10 protein-coding genes, 1 pseudogene and 2 riboswitches are annotated in these 16,224 nt (G+C 39.3%); of the genes and pseudogenes, 1 reads left to right on the forward strand and 10 read right to left on the reverse strand.

The features are described 5' to 3' along the window. Window positions 1-31 precede the first annotated feature (31 nt). From BTHG_RS15330 to BTHG_RS25105, 10 genes and pseudogenes are all read right to left on the reverse strand, one after another. On the reverse strand, window positions 32-1,360 hold the full coding sequence (locus tag BTHG_RS15330; protein WP_010677615.1) for an MFS transporter: 1,329 nt from the start codon (window positions 1,358-1,360) through the stop codon (window positions 32-34). 49 nt (window positions 1,361-1,409) lie between these two features. After that, window positions 1,410-1,829 (reverse strand): Zn-ribbon domain-containing OB-fold protein, encoded by a 420-nt coding sequence (locus tag BTHG_RS15335; RefSeq protein ID WP_010677616.1) that lies wholly within the window; start codon window positions 1,827-1,829, stop codon window positions 1,410-1,412. After that, complete coding sequence (locus BTHG_RS15340) at window positions 1,826-2,992, reverse strand: thiolase family protein (protein ID WP_010677617.1); 1,167 nt, start codon at window positions 2,990-2,992, stop codon at window positions 1,826-1,828. The genes BTHG_RS15335 and BTHG_RS15340 overlap by 4 nt, the downstream gene beginning before the upstream one ends. Further along, on the reverse strand, window positions 2,992-4,956 hold the full coding sequence (locus BTHG_RS15345) for an acetoacetate--CoA ligase (RefSeq protein WP_010677618.1): 1,965 nt from the start codon (window positions 4,954-4,956) through the stop codon (window positions 2,992-2,994). Before BTHG_RS15345 ends, BTHG_RS15340 begins: the two co-directional genes overlap by 1 nt. A gap of 171 nt (window positions 4,957-5,127) precedes the next feature. After that, the gene (locus BTHG_RS15350) at window positions 5,128-6,927 is read right to left on the reverse strand and encodes a PLP-dependent aspartate aminotransferase family protein (protein ID WP_010677619.1); all 1,800 of its coding nucleotides are present in this window, start codon (window positions 6,925-6,927) and stop codon (window positions 5,128-5,130) included. A 96-nt stretch (window positions 6,928-7,023) separates the two neighbouring features. Further along, window positions 7,024-7,134, reverse strand: a riboswitch (SAM riboswitch). Window positions 7,135-7,396: 262 nt separating this feature from the next. Beyond that, window positions 7,397-7,504, reverse strand: a riboswitch (SAM riboswitch). A 231-nt stretch (window positions 7,505-7,735) separates the two neighbouring features. Beyond that, a complete protein-coding gene (locus BTHG_RS25100) occupies window positions 7,736-8,908 on the reverse strand; it encodes a diflavin oxidoreductase (protein WP_010677620.1) in 1,173 nt (390 codons plus the stop codon). 470 nt (window positions 8,909-9,378) lie between these two features. Further along, window positions 9,379-10,758: a sugar porter family MFS transporter gene (locus BTHG_RS15360; protein WP_010677621.1), complete on the reverse strand. Its 1,380-nt coding sequence runs from the start codon at window positions 10,756-10,758 to the stop codon at window positions 9,379-9,381. A 191-nt stretch (window positions 10,759-10,949) separates the two neighbouring features. Next, window positions 10,950-12,374 carry an L-arabinose isomerase gene (gene araA, locus BTHG_RS15365; protein ID WP_010677622.1) on the reverse strand — a complete coding sequence of 475 codons (1,425 nt, stop codon included), beginning with the start codon at window positions 12,372-12,374 and terminating at the stop codon, window positions 10,950-10,952. Between the two features lie 36 nt (window positions 12,375-12,410). After that, on the reverse strand, window positions 12,411-13,106 hold the full coding sequence (locus BTHG_RS15370; RefSeq protein WP_010677623.1) for an L-ribulose-5-phosphate 4-epimerase: 696 nt from the start codon (window positions 13,104-13,106) through the stop codon (window positions 12,411-12,413). Next, window positions 13,100-14,736 (reverse strand): annotated as a pseudogene (locus BTHG_RS25105) (xylulokinase). The gene BTHG_RS15370 and the pseudogene BTHG_RS25105 overlap by 7 nt, the downstream one beginning before the upstream one ends. 335 nt (window positions 14,737-15,071) lie before the next feature. On the opposite strand from BTHG_RS25105, the gene BTHG_RS15380 reads away from it, so the two are divergent. After that, on the forward strand, window positions 15,072-16,157 hold the full coding sequence (locus tag BTHG_RS15380; protein WP_010677624.1) for a GntR family transcriptional regulator: 1,086 nt from the start codon (window positions 15,072-15,074) through the stop codon (window positions 16,155-16,157). The last annotated feature ends 67 nt before the right edge of the window (window positions 16,158-16,224 follow it).

The raw sequence follows: 16,224 nt of genomic DNA on the forward strand, positions 1-16,224 counted from the left end.
CCATCCTTTTAGTAGATTAATTGAAACTAAATTACTGGGTTAGTGAATCACGGTAAGTTTCTCGTGCGAATAACGTTGCAATGATGCTTATGACACCTAGTGCGACTAAATATAAAATGATTGGTAAGCTTTGACCATCATATTTTGCAAGTAACCAAGTCGCAATTAAAGGGGAAAATCCACCTGCTAGGATAGCACCGACTTGGTACCCAATGGAAGCGCCGCTTAAACGAACCTTTGATCCAAAAAGCTCTGAGTAATACACAGCCTGAGGTCCGTAGACAGAATCATGTATAACATTCAATCCAAGCACGATACCTATTGTGATCCAAAGTACGGATCCTGTATCCATTAACAAGAAAAATGGAAAAATGAACAGTGTCGTAGCTATTGTTCCTCCTAAATAGACAGGTTTACGGCCAATCTTATCTGATAAATAGGACCATAGTGGCATGGTCACAAAACCAACTACTGAAGAAATCATAACTGCATTTAGACCAATGGATCGATCAACATTAACCGTACCTACGAGGTACGTTAGCACAAATACAGAATAGATATAGAACGTTGCGTTTTGAACTAATTTCATGCCAATTGTTAAGAATAATGGTTTTCTTTGGGTACGTAGAACGGTGAGAACAGGCTTTTCCTCTAGCTGCTTTTTTTCTGCCATCTCCTCAAAAACAGGTGATTCACTCACTCTTAACCGAATCCAAAGTCCAATGATTACAAGTATTGCACTGAGTAAAAATGGAATACGCCAGCCCCAAGCAAGGAAAGCATCATTTGGCATACTATTATTTACCATTGAGAATACGAAAGTGGATAAAAGGAGACCTGCAGGCACTCCCATTTGTGGAAAGCTACCGTATAACCCCCGTTTTCCTTTCGGTGCATGTTCAACGGCCATTACTACCGCCGATCCCCACTCACCTCCAACAGCAAATCCCTGTACAATGCGAAGAAGACTAATTAATAACGGGGCCATTAAACCAATCGTTTGGTACGATGGAATTAAACCCATTAAGAATGTCGCTAATCCCATTAATAATAGTGAAAGTGTAAGCATTTTTTTGCGGCCTATTTTATCACCAAAATGGCCAAATACCGCACTTCCTAATGGACGGGCAATAAACCCAGCAGCATATGACCCAAAAGCCGCTAGTGTCCCATAAAGAGGATCGAAAGTTGGAAAAAACAATGCTGGAAATACTAAAGCCGCAGCAGTACCGTATAAATAGAAATCATACCATTCAATTGTTGTACCAATAAAGCTTGCTAATCCGACCTTGCGATGTTCTTTTGAAAAACCTTTATTCTCTGTATTTATATCCTCTTGAATTACTGGTGCTGTAGACATCGGTTTCCCTCCCTTTTTACGATGGTGTACTATGTCTTAAGGCCATTTTTCATTCTATGCTTTCGAAAAATGGCAACCATTCCTCATTAATTTTTATATATTTGACTTTCAAAGGAAGCCCAATTTTGAATTCTTGATTAGGATCAACTAATAGATGAGTTAGCATCGTTGGGCCTTCTTCTAATTCAACAACTCCTAAAGCGTAAGGTGCAACTGCTGCCCATGCTGGGTGACCCGGTCTATGTACAATACTCCATGTCTTTAGCTTTCCTTTGCCTGAAGCAGGCGTCCATTCTAACTGATTACTCAAGCAATGCGGACAATGGGAACGAGGATAAAAAACCCATTCTCCACAATCTTTGCATTTCTGCAGAATAAATTCTTGACGGGCAACTGCATCCCAGAACGGCTTAGTGAAAGGTGTGACAGTGGGACCTGGTACTGTTAAATTTTCAAATTTCTCTATCATGACTCCACCCCCAAGATTAGAGCAGCAGCCTCACTCAATGTAGCTCCATTCCCTGTTATTAGAGCATGGCGTGCATTCGGAATTTGTCGCAATTGTGCTTCATGGCGCAATTGATGAACAGCTTCGATAATATGTGACATTCCTCCAGCAAGATCTGCCTGACCAAAACCTAATTGTCCCCCGTGCGTGTTAAGTGGCCAATCACCATCATGACCGAAAGAATGCTCCTTCATCCAGGAACCAAATCTTCCAGGTGCACAGAGACCAGCGTTTTCTAAAGTTTGTGCTACTACGCTCGTATAGCAATCATATATGGATAGTAAATCCATGTCTTGCACTGTTAAACCAGCTTGCTCCAATGCTCTTGGGATGGCATAACTTAGTGGTGCGTTTTCCAATGAAGGAGCTTGACTTACGGCCCTATGAGTGATTTTCTCACCCGCACCTAGTAAATAAACCGGCGGATGATCACCCTTAGAGGCATTTTTAACGGAAGTAACGATGACCGCTGCCCCACCTGCTACAGGCATAACAATTTCAAATAAATGCAGGGGATCTACAATTAGCGGAGAATTCAACACATCCTCGACCGAGGCTGGTTTTCCGTATGTAATGGCTTTTGGATTTAGCTGTGCATTTTTTCGGGCCCAGTAAGCAATGAGTGCAAAGTCTTCTTGGGTTGACCCGTACTCGGCCATGTGCCGACGTTTTAACAGCGCATAAGAGGTGTTCGCTCCAGAAGCACCAAATGGTACATCAAATTCGCGAATCGGATTACGGTTTGGTGAACGTAAGGTTTTACCTTTTTCATTGATATTTGCAAGTACACATACGACTGTTTCACACATTCCTGCTTCAATTGCAGCTACAGCTCTCCATATCATTCCCGCACCGGTTGCACCTCCAAGATCAACCACATTTGACATTGTCGGTTGAAGACCAAGGTATTCCGCAACAGTAGCTGGCACATGCTGCGGTGTTTCGCCTACTTGGGGTCCAATTAATAAACCATCGATCTCGTCTTTTTCAATTCCGGCATCTTGAATGGCTAACCTTACTGACTCGGCAATTAGTCCGAGAGTTGTTGCACCCTCGCTATAACGGACTGGTGTAAGCTCTCCAATCCCTATAATTGCACCTTTTGGAACTTGGCGTTTAACCATTATAAGAAACTCCTTTCACGCAAGCTGCTATATTCTTCTAAGCATTCAGGATTTGTAAGTGAACCCTTGTTCTTTATTGGCTGACCAATCGCACTTGAACGGGCCGCACCTTCTACCTTCTTGCCGTTAATTGTATAAGGAATTTCATTCACACTGTAAATACGTTTAGGCACATGTCGTGGAGAAGCTTTTTTCCTCACTTCTTTACGGATATTGTCCACTAATGTATGGTCAAGCTCTTCATCATGGGTTACAACACAAAGCACAATCTCTTCATCATTTTCTACTGGCAAACTGAAAACGATAGAGTCCTGTATCCCTGGAATTTGCTCAACAACACGATAGATTTCAGCAGTTCCAATACGAACACCACCAGGATTAAGGGTCGTATCTGCCCTCCCATAAATGACCATCGTTTGTTCTACTGTTTGTTCTGCAAAATCACCGTGAGTCCAAATGCCTGGTCGTTCTGCAAAATAGGCGGAATAGTAACGCTTATCGCCGTCCTCTCCCCAGAAAGTAATTGGCATACTCGGAAATGGTTTTGTACACACTAGCTCTCCTTTTTCATGAAGAACAGATACTCCTCGAGTATCAAGCACATCTACTGCCATTCCTAGTGCTTTACAAGTAATTTCACCCCTCCTTACTGGATGCACAGGTGACCCCATTACAAAGCAACCAATGATTTCGGTACCTCCAGAAATGGAAGCCAACATTATGTCCGACTTGATGTTCTCATATACCCAGTCATATTGTTCTGCCGACAATGGAGCGCCGCAAGAAAGGACACTCTTCAAACTGAACAGATTATGTTTCTGACCTACCTGGTAACCAGTCTTCGCCAAAGTATCTAAATACTTTGGGCTCGTTCCAAAGTGAGTTATTCCAATTTCTTCAGCAATCTCCCAAAGAATCCCTTTATTCGCTTTAGGAATCGGTGAGCCATCATAAAGAAGAATGGCAGCACCGCTTGCTAATCCTGAAACAAGCCAAGGATACATCATCCATGCAGTATTCGTATACCAGAACATCACATCTCCAGCTTTTACATCACAGTGTAGCTGGTGTTCCTTTACGTGTTGAATTAATGTACCTCCGACAGAATGAACAATAGCCTTTGGCAGTCCTGTAGTCCCCGACGTATACAGGATATAAAGAGGATGATTGAAGGGCACTCGAGTATACTCTAGATGAGTGGAGTCATTCTCACATAGCTCCTCCCAGCTCAACAATTTCGTTTCATGATTTATTGATATATTCATAGGTTTAGATAAGGTCACAATAGCGGAAACATCCTCAAGTACTTTACTTACCACTGAGATGTTTTCCCGAATATCAAAAGGTTTTCCATTATATTGGTAATCCAGTGTTGCAATCAATACCTTTGGACGTACTTGGCCGATTCGGTCAATAATTCCTTTTGAACCAAAGTCAGGGGAGCAAGATGTCCAAACAGCACCTAATGATGTAGTTGCTAATAACGCTACTAATGCTTCGATTCCGTTTGTTACGACTCCAGCAACACGGTCCCCAGCATTCACTCCTAAACTCCTCAATCCTTTTTGAGCACGTGCCACCATACTACGGAGCTCTCCCATTGAAATGGTGCGAGTTACGCCGTTTTCCCTTGCTTCAAAAACGGCAGTTTGCCATTCATCCCCACGTAAAATATTTTCAGCAAAATTCAATTTGGCATCGGGGAACCAGCGTGTACCAAGCATCCCCCCATCGTTTGGGGGGACCATGATCCTTTCGCCTTTTTCCCCAATAACACCAGTAAAGTCCCATACTGCTGACCAAAATTTTTCAGGCTGAGCGATCGACCAGCGATGAAGGCGTTCATAGGGCAGGAGCGGAAATCCGACCTCTTGTGAGAACTTCGTCAAATTAGACTCCGAGATCCAAGTTTCGCTCGGTTCCCATAGAATCTTGGATTCTAGTAAACTATGTTGAATTGTCATTACCTCTTCCTCCCTTAAACTAAGAGAAGGATTCTCGCTGCACCCATCCCTTAGTTATTAATAATTAACTCTGTCATCAGCTTTCTGTACTTACATATCTTTTTCTCGTATTCTCTACTATTTGCAGTAGTTCGTTTCCTGTTTCAGCTTAAATTTTCGTCCGCAATATGTTTAGATTTCGCAGGCGTAAGTAACAATTGCACCTCTGAGACGCTGTGCTTCCTTATACGTACATCTGTTTTGAACAACCTCTAGTCCTGCTTCTTTAGCAACCTCAACTGCTCTTGGAGAGATAACGCCTTCTTGTAGCCAGAAAACTTTTGGCTGGATTTTTGCTGCTTCTGCTGCTACACCAATGGCTGCTTCGGGACTACGGAATACTTGAACGATATCCACCTTAAACGGGATAGAAGTTAAATCAGGATAAGCCTGTTCACCAAGTACTTCTGTTTCCCTTGGATTAACCGGTATAATTTTATAACCGAGACGCTGCATTTTCCGTGCGAGCCTGTAACTCGGACGAGCTGGATTACCGCTAAGTCCAACGACAGCAATTGTTTTTGGACGCTGAACTTCTTTTCCATCCACTATTTCACGAATAAAAGTTGATTGTAGTGCCCAACGGATTACTCCTTCATCATTAACCGCTGTATCACCTTTTTGCTCACCTTTTGATGAAATGCCTGTCGCGGCATAAAAAGCCTGGTCTAAATCATTTACTAAATCTCGGTACGATTCAATTCCAACCGATAAACGGATTAATTCTTCACTTACCCCAGCTCTCACTAACTCCTCTGCACTCAATTGCTGATGGGTTGTTGACGCTGGATGAATAATAAGTGATTTGGCATCTCCGACATTTGCTACATGAGACCATAATGCGATATTATCAATTACCTTTTTACCAGTTTCTCTGCCACCTTTAATTCCAAAATTAACGATGGAACCAAAACCAGTTCGCAAATATTTCTTCGCAAGTTCGTAGGCTGGATGCTCTTCAAGTCCAGGGTAGGATACCCATTCAACTGAAGGATGATCTTTTAGGAAGTTTGCAACACGTAATGCATTTTCATTATGTTTTTCGATGCGTAGGTGTAGTGTTTCTAGACCTTGAATTAATAGGAATGCACTGTGTGGACTTAAAGATGAACCAAAGTCTCTTAAGAGCTGAACTCTAAGTTTTGTACTGAATGCTAAAGTTCCGAATTCATTCGCATAGATTATTCCGTTATAACTTGTATCAGGCTCAGTAAAACCTGGAAACTTCTCACTGTTCCAATTAAAACGGCCACCGTCAACTACTACTCCACCTATCGTTGTCCCATGTCCTCCAATCCACTTTGTTGCAGAGTGGATAACAATATCTGCTCCCCATTGGATTGGTTTACAAAGATATGGAGAAGCAAAAGTATTGTCAATAATAAGTGGTACTCCATTTTCGTGTGCAATCTCTGATACTGCTTCAATATCTAATACATGCAAGCTCGGATTTCCAATCGTTTCTGCATAAACAGCCTTCGTTTTTGGCGTAATCGCTTTTCTAAAGTTTTCAGGGTCAGTTGGATCAACGAAATGGACATTAATTCCGTACTTTGGAAGTGTCACAGCAAATAGATTGTAAGTACCACCATATAAATTTGCTGCTGCTACGATTTCATCTCCCGCTTGTGCAATGTTCATGATGGAAAGAGCAATTGCAGCCATACCTGAAGATGTTGCTACAGCCGCGACACCATCTTCCAATAGTGCAATCCGTTTCTCAAGTACATCAACGGTCGGGTTACCTATTCTAGAATAAATATTACCTGACTCATCAAGACTAAAAAGACTTTGAGCATGGTCCGTATTGTGAAATACGAATGAACTTGTTTGATAAATTGGCACTGCACGTGAACCAGTTGTTGGATCTGGGGATTGGCCTCCATGTAAAAGTAGTGTTTCATCATCGTAAGTTTCATATTGTTTTGTCATTGTTTTACCCTCCAAATTTTTATAAGATTCCTAGGATTAATTGTTACTTATATATGTAAAGAAAAACCCCCCTCATCATAAGAAGAGGGGGGCCTCATCTTATCTTTCAGGTGTACTGCACCTGCAGGATTTAGCACCTTTTCAAGCTTTCACTTGAAGGTTGCCGGACTTCTTCGGGCCTGTTCCCTCCGTCACTCTGGATAAGAAAAACTATATTTAAATATCGCATCAACGCGTTAATCCTTCAACTACATAAAGGATTATAAACCACACAATTTTCAAAGTCAATATATTTTTTAGAAAAATTGATATATTAATAAAATTATCTCTACTTTTAAAATAGCAATGGAGAGTTGGTACCTATGTCCCCATGAGAAGATCCCCTATTTTGAAATTCTTGGCTAAAACAAAAACCCCTTCTGTTAAAAGACAGAAGGGGTAGAATATACAGAGTTAGCATACATCCACCTTCTCATCTTTGGAATAGTATTACCTTCCTCTGAAATTGGCACCGGGCATTCACATGCTGGTTGCCGAGGCTTCGTTGGGTCAGTCCCTCCACCTCTCCTGATAAGAAGAATCACATTATTTAACTATATGAAAAATAATAAACATTTTAAATTATTTAGTCAATGGGCATTTTGACTTTTATTTTGACAATAACTTATCTTCACAAAAATAATTTCCAATGTAGAAAGTCTTGGAATTTTCCAAAAGAGAAGTGAAGTAGGCGACATGTTTATTTCCCGCATCACTTTTGTAAAAGAAAAAATAACCCCTCTTAGTGAAGGGTTATTTATAATCTAAATTAATATACGTCACGTAGATAACGTCCTTGTGTTTTCATATCTTTTAAATAAGCTTCGGCAGCTTCTCGGTCCATTCCGCCCTCTTTTTCAATAATGGTAAGGAGGGCATCGTTCACATCTTTAGCCATATGGTCTTTATCTCCACATACATAGAAATACGCACCGTTTTCAATCCACTCAAATAATTCTTTGCTGTGGTCTAGCATTTTATGCTGTACATATACTTTTTTATCTGAGTCACGTGAGAACGCAACATCTATCTTGGTTAGGACTCCGTCTTGTTGATATTTTTCCAACTCATCTCTATACAAGTAGTCAGTAGCTTCATGCTGGTCTCCAAAGAATAACCAAGAGCGACCTGTTGCTTTTTGGATAGCAAGCTCTTCAATAAATGAACGGAATGGTGCAATTCCTGTTCCAGGACCAACCATAATCACATCTTTATCAAGAGTTTCTGGTAAATGGAAGTGTTTATTTATTTGAACGAAGACTGGAAGTGTATCTCCTTCTTGAACTCGTTCCGCACATTGAACAGAGCAAACACCTTTACGTTCACGGCCGTGCGCTGTATAACGTACAGCACCAATTGTAAGATGAACCTCATCTGGGTGAGCTGCTAAGCTACTTGCAATGGAGTAAAGTCGTGGAATCATTTTTCGTAATAAAGAAACGATATCTTGGGCAGAACATTTCCACGGGCCAAAATCACGTATCATATCAAGTAGATCACGACCATCACAATATTCTTTGGCTGCTGCTGCATCTTCTATTAATTTTTGTAACTCTTCGTTTTCTGAGAATGCGGCTGCGCCTTGTAAAATTTTCCTTGAAAGTAATGTAACATCAAGGTACGTAAGCAATGCTTCTTTTAGTGGCATTGATTCACCTTGACGACCAACTGTTACAACCTCATCTGCATCCCATTTCATTTCCTCAAGAATGGCTGCGACTAACTCTGGATCATTGGAAGGAGCAATTCCAAGTGTATCACCAGGAATATAAGTAAAGCCGGAACCCTCTAAAGATAATTCAATATGTCTGGTTTCCTTGCTAGAACCTTCCCCATTTAAGTTAATGTTCTTAAGAACTTTTGCTTGAAATGGATTTGTTCTTGAAAATGTTGTGGGAACAGGCTTTTTCGGATTTTTTTCATTATCTATAGTTCGTTGCATTTTCTAAAAACCTCCAACAGTAATATATATAGTAAGAATAACACATGTGCGAGTTGCTTGGTGTGTATTTTGACACATTATCGGCACTAATTTAATAAAGTCATCCCCATAATATACACATTTTCTTCAAATTTCATTAATTATGCATGTGTATTGTTTTTTACTACCTTTTGAGTGAGCACATTTATTTGGAGTTCTTTTGAAAAACAAAGGATTACGATTTCTACAACAATCTTATATTATCATATGTTATAAAAGTCACATTTGGCATTTCAATTAGTAGGAAAAAATTAGTGTAGAATCATCTGTGCGGTAGCCTATTGCAAACCTATCATGGACTTTTCACCATCAAATTATAGCCTATTTGGGTCCCTAAAGAAAAAGGAACGAATTCCACTTGAATTCGTTCCTTACGTTTATTATTTGTAATTGTATATAGGATTTTATCTTCCATTTAAACATTAACTGTCTTACGCACTTTTTCTATTATTTTCTCCGATTTTTTCAATTTCTTCTAATGTATGACCTCGAGTTTCAGGAACACGTGTCCGGATAAATAAAACACCGAGTAAACATATAGCACCGAAGATAGCAAAAACAGCTTCTTGGGACATGGATGCCGTCATAATTGGGAACAGTAATCCAACTAAGAAGGAACCTATCCAGTTAAAGGATGATGCCAACCCTGACGCCCGTCCACGAATCATCAATGGGAATATTTCTCCCACAATAACCCAGGTTAAAGGAGCCCATGTAAATGAATAAAATGCAACATAGATACTTAAAAATACAACAATCATCATTGGACTTGCATTTGGAATGATTAGATTCAAAATTGCTGGCAAAATAAAGGATAGCCCCATCACCGTTCCACCTAACGTTAATAAGGTACGGCGATTAAATTTATCAGCAATCAGTAGGAATACTAAAGAACCTATAACTAAAATAATTCCCTGAATAATCGGCCACATCAATGCTGAACTAGCTGCATTACCTGTTGCTTTTTCAACGATTAAAGGAATGTAATAAAAAATTGCGTTAGCTCCTTGGAATTGTTGGAAAGCGGCAACACCTACTCCGGCAATGACTAAATATCGATATTTACTATTTAGTAGAGAACCCCAAGATACACTTTGACCCGCCATTTTTTCCGCTTTAATCGTATCTTGAATCTGTTTAACTTCAGTATCGATTTGATTTTTAGGACGAATGTAGCTTAAAACTTTACGTGCTTCATCAAGTCTATTATTCTTTATTAAAAATCGTGGTGATTCAGGTAACTTTAATACTCCAATAAATAAAATCAAAGCTGGTACCGCTGCCATTGTAAGCATCAAACGCCAAGCCATGGTTACAGACAGATCACTTAATAAATAATCGACAATGTACGATAGTAGCATCCCAGAAACAATCATTGTTTGATTTATACCTGACAAGCGTCCGCGCAAACGGGCAGGAGCCATTTCAGACATATAGGCAGGAACCAATGCAGAAGCCGCACCAACAGCCATCCCTAAGAAAACTCGAACAATAATCAAGAATATATTTCCATTATGTGGAGATATTCCTGATAAAATAGACCCTATTGCAAAAATGATAGCAGATAGTAGTATCATCTTCCGTCTTCCTAATTTATCCGAAAGCTGTCCAGCCATCGCGCCTCCGAAAATAGCACCAAACATGATTGAAGAGGTTATCCAACCAATAACTGCAGCGCTTTCAAGACCCCAATCTTGTTGCAGAAAAGGTAAAGCTCCCGTCATAACCCCGATATCATATCCAAACAAAATCCCACCAAAAGCCCCGAAAAAATAAATGAAACCGCTTGAGACTTTCTTTTCATTACCCATTATGTTCACCTCAAGATGTTAGAATTATTGTGTTTAATTATTGTCAAAAAAGTATTGTTAGCCTTTTCAAGATAGTTGAAAGTGTTTTCATATATTACTATATACTAGTATACTATGTTGTTTAATAGTTACTATAAAATTTCCTACTTTTACCTCCAAGGAGGCAGAACCTCCTTTGGAGAGTAAGCAGATTACTTAATCACTACGTATTCCAAATCTACAAGTTTTGCATAAGTTTCGATTTGATCAGTAGTTAGATTCAATGACACAACTGTATGGTGACCGCCACCATTTTCTATCCAAGCTTTAACCCCATCTTGGAAGTTCGGTTTAACCTCCCAAAGTACACGTGCTACCGGAAGATTAGGTGCTGGAACAGTTGGTTCAAAAGCAGAAACTTCGTTGATTAATAGTTTATAATGAGTACCGAAGTCAGCCATAGATACAACAACACCATCTCCTGCTTTTCCGTCAAATACTAAACGTGCAGGATCCTCACGATCACCAATACCTAATGGAGATACGATAATTTTAGGTTTGTTGCTTGCTAGGGTTGGGTCTACTTCGAGCATATGTGACTGAAGAATAGATTCTTGACCGGCTGCTAATTCATACGTGTAATCTTCCATAAATCCAGTTGATTGGTTATGGCTCATCACTTTTAGTAAACGATCCAGTGCTGCCGTCTTCCAATCTCCTTCACCAGCAAAACCATATCCTTGTGCCATCAAACGTTGAACTGCTAAACCAGGAAGCTGTTTCATACCATGCAAATCTTCAAAGTTTGATGTGAAGGCATTGTACCCACCCTCATCAAGGAAACGCTTAATCGCAATTTCATAGCTTGCTTGTACTTTTACACTAGCTTCCCATTCTTCTTTACTGTAAGTGCCATAATCAAATTCATAAAGCTCTTCATATTCTGCAAACAATGCATTAATTTCTTCATCCGTAACAGCATTCACATATTGAACTAAATCTCCAATACCAAAATAGTCAACTGTCCACCCTAATTGAATTTGCGCTTCAATCTTATCTCCATCCGTAACTGCAACATTCCGCATGTTATCACCGAAGCGTGCAACTTTAATATTGAAGCTTTCATTATAAGCAACCGCTACGTCCATCCAATCTGCAATTTGTTTTTGTACTTCAGGACGTTGCCAATAACCAACAACCACTTTATTTTGCTTTTTCAAACGAGCATTGATAAAGCCGTATTCTCGGTCACCATGAGCAGCTTGATTTAAATTCATAAAGTCCATATCGATGGTTGACCAAGGAATGCTTTCATTATATTGTGTAGCCAAATGTAATAATGGCTTTTGTAATAATTTCGTGCCGCGGATCCACATTTTTGCTGGGGAGAATGTATGCATCCACGTGATGACACCTGCAACTTCATCACGATAATTAACTTCTTTCATAAGAGTAGTGATTTTATCTGCACTTACCGCTAAGTCTTGTAAAACAAGTGGATAAGGTAACACACCACTTTCATTTAATGCATCAGTCATTTCTTGTGCATGCGCTTTAACTTCTGCTAATGCTTCTTCCCCATATAAATGTTGTGAACCAACGACAAACCAGAATTCTTTTTTCCCCATTGTTGACATCGTTTCATCCTCTTTTCTTAGATTCGTATTTTACTATTATTTTTGTCCGTAGTATGCATTTTTCCCATGTTTTCGCAAATAGTGTTTATCTAAGATACGTTGTGGAAGTTCAACAGCGAAATGATTTAGTTCCCTTGTAAACAAGTTCATTTTCGCAACTTCATCTAACACTACACTATTAATTACTGCAGATTTTACATCTTTCCCCCATGTAAATGGTCCGTGCCCATGTAGCAAAACACCTGGCACCGCTAAAACATCCAACCCACGCTCTTCAAATGTTTCAATAATAACCTGACCTGTTTCTGCTTCATAACCACGGTCTATCTCCTCTTGTGTTAAAAAACGTGCACAGGGAATCGAGCCATAAAAAGTATCTGCATGAGTGGTCCCCATAGCTGGGAGATCTAGGCCTGCTTGAGCCCAAATAGTCGCCCAGGTAGAATGTGTATGAACAATCCCACCAATTTCTGGATAATGCTTATACAATACCGCATGTGTTTTTGTATCTGATGAAGGGTTCAAATCTCCTTCTACAACATTCCCATCTAAATCGACAACTACCATATCACTAGCTGTCATTGTTTCATAATCAACACCACTTGGTTTGATAACAAATAGACCACTAGCATGATCGATTGCACTAGCATTTCCCCATGTGAATTTTACAAGGCCATGTTTCGGTAATTCCAAGTTTGCACGAAATACTTCTTCCTTTAATCGTTCTAACATATTAATTCCTCCCGCAACTCTTGTCCAAGAAGCAAATGATCTACTGCAGCCTGCTCTATCACTAACCCTTTTTTATACCGCTCGATAAACATTTCAAAACCTTTTACGTCATCACGATCAGGATAGATTTCTTGGCCTTCAACATCTTCAAAAACTTTATTGTCGAGGAAGTCTTCTAAACTTTCTTCTTTGGTTTTATTCATCATGTAAGAGGCAAGAATAGCCATTCCCCACGCACCGCCTTCTCCTGCGGTTGCCATAACAGAAACGGGAGCATTCATTGCAGCTGCAACAACTTTTTGTCCCACAACTGGAGTTTTAAACAAACCCCCATGAGCTAAAATACTATCAATCGCAACGTCCTCTTCTTTTGTCAAAATGTCCATTCCAATTTTCAAAGCCCCAAATGCCGTAAAAAGATGGGTTCGCATGAAGTTGGCCAAATTGAAACGACTCTCAGGTGAGCGAAGAAATAACGGACGCCCCTCTTCTAATCCAGTGATATTTTCACCAGAGAAGTAACCATAGCTTAGTAATCCTCCGCCATCTGGGTCCGCTTCCAAAGCTTTGTTCAACATCACACTAAAGATTTTATTCGTATCAACTTTTTGTCCCATTGCCTCATAAAACTCGCGGAACAATCCTAACCAGGCATTAAGATCACTTGAACAGTTATTCGCATGAACCATCGCTACCGGACTTCCATCTGGCGTAGTAACCAAGTCAATTTCCGGATATACTCGTGTGAGTTCTTTCTCTAATACAATCATGGCGAATACTGAAGTTCCGACTGAAACATTCCCAGTACGTTTTCTCACACTATTCGTCGCAACCATCCCTGTTCCAGCATCACCTTCAGGTGGACAAACCGGAATACCAGGTTGTAAATTTTGAGAACGGTCAAGAATTTTAGCACCAACATCAGTTAATTGCCCTGCTTGTTCACCTGAGATGAGGATTTTAGGTAAGATATCCTTTAGCTTCCAAGGATATTTTTTTCAGTAATAAGCTCATCAAATTGCTTAATCATTGCTTCATTGTAATCGTGGTTCGCTTCATCAATCGGGAACATTCCTGAAGCATCGCCAATCCCAATCGCCTTATTCCCTGTCAGTAGCCAATGAATGTAACCTGCTAACGTAGTTATATAATCAATTCTTGATAAGTGTTTCTCTTCATTTAAGATTGCTTGATATAAGTGAGCTATACTCCATCGTTCAGGAATATTGAATTGAAATCGGTTGGTTAATTCGTTGGCCGCAACACCTGTCGTTGAATTCCGCCATGTCCGAAACGGTACAAGTAGTTCACCCGTCTCATCAAAAGCCATATACCCGTGCATCATTGCAGAAAATCCAATAGAACCAATTTTTCGGATGGTAATTCCATAATTTCGCTCAACTTCCTGTTTCATTTCACTATAGGCTGTTTGTAAACCAGTGATAATATCGACTAAGTTGTACGTCCAAAAACCATTTTCAAGACGATTTTCCCACTCGTAACTTCCAGATGCAATTGTCTCAAAACGGTTATCAATTAAAACAGCTTTAATCCGAGTGGATCCAAACTCAATCCCAAGTGAAGTCTCACCATTGGTAATGGCTTGCTTAATGTCTACTCGATTCACCATCGTGTTACATCTCCTCTCTGGCAACGATTTCATTATCTATAAAGGATACGCTTCCTTTTTGCTAATAGCGTTTACAATCAAAGTATATTTTCTGTACGTACATTTGTCAACAAAAATATAATTTATACAAACATATTCATTTTTTGGGATTGATTTTTCAGGGATATTATTTATTTTTCAGTAAAACCGAAGCATATTCATTATAATTTTTGAGTGATTTTTCTAAAACAACTACAAAAACTGTCATTTTTCATAAAGTTATGATAAGATGTGTGCGTACAAATATTACAATGAGTGAAATTAGAATACGAACAAGTATGAAAGTAGTGAAATACATGAAACCAAAATATCAGGTCATCATTGAAGATATTAAAAGTAAAATTCTTTCAGGAGATTACAATATTGGAGAACAAATTCCTACAGAATTTATTCTGCAAGAAACATACAATGTGAGCCGTCATACGGTACGAAAGGCAATATTGGAATTATCTAAAGAGGGATACTTACGTAGTGAAAAGGGATCAGGCACTTATGTTAGTAACCAATTTAGATCACCTGGGGGAAACAATAAGAAGAAAACCATTGGTGTAATCACGACTTATATTTCTGATTATATTTTCCCCTCCATCATTCGTGGAATTGAAGGAAGATTGAATGAGGATAATTATTCGTTACTGTTAGCTAGTACAAATAATGATGTTGAGCAAGAAAAGAAAGCACTAGAGATGATGTTATCCTATGGCGTGGATGGATTAATTGTTGAACCTACAAAAAGCAATCTTTACAATCCTAATATTGCGTACTACCTTTCTTTCAAAGAACAGGATGTTCCATTTATTATGATCAATGCCTATTATGAAGAATTAGAAGTCCCATTCCTTTGTCTTGATGATGTTATGTCAAGTTATACAGCAACGAAGGAATTGATTTCAAAAGGTCACACACAAATTGGCCTCATTTCAAAAACAGATGATTTACAAGGTAAATATCGAATGAAGGGCTATATAAAAGCCCTCGGAGAAGAGAAACTTCGGTTTCAACCAGAGCAAGTGTTTTCATATGATACAGAGACAAAGCCAAACTTATCTTCAAATTTGAAGGAATTTCTAAATAAAGGTAGAGATATTTTGACAGCAATTGTTTGCTATAACGACGAGGTAGGATTGGAAGTAGCAAATGTATGCAGACAACTTGATATTTCTGTACCAGACAAATTATCAATTATTGGTCAAGACAATTCATACATTGCCAAAAACGCACATATCAAGCTCACAACTTTGACACACCCTCAAGAACAAATGGGACGTGATGCAGCCGATTGGATCATTAAGTCATTACAAGGTAAAAAGGATTTACCAAAAGAAACCTTTTATCAACCGGTATTAATTGAAGGAGAAACGGTTAAAAATTTAAACGTGTAACAATATTGCCATATGAAAACAAAATATAATGTTATCTTTATACAAAATCCCCCTAACTCTATTAGGG

This window comes from Bacillus timonensis, from assembly GCF_000285535.1.
Classification (GTDB): domain Bacteria; phylum Bacillota; class Bacilli; order Bacillales; family Bacillaceae_L; genus Ferdinandcohnia; species Ferdinandcohnia timonensis.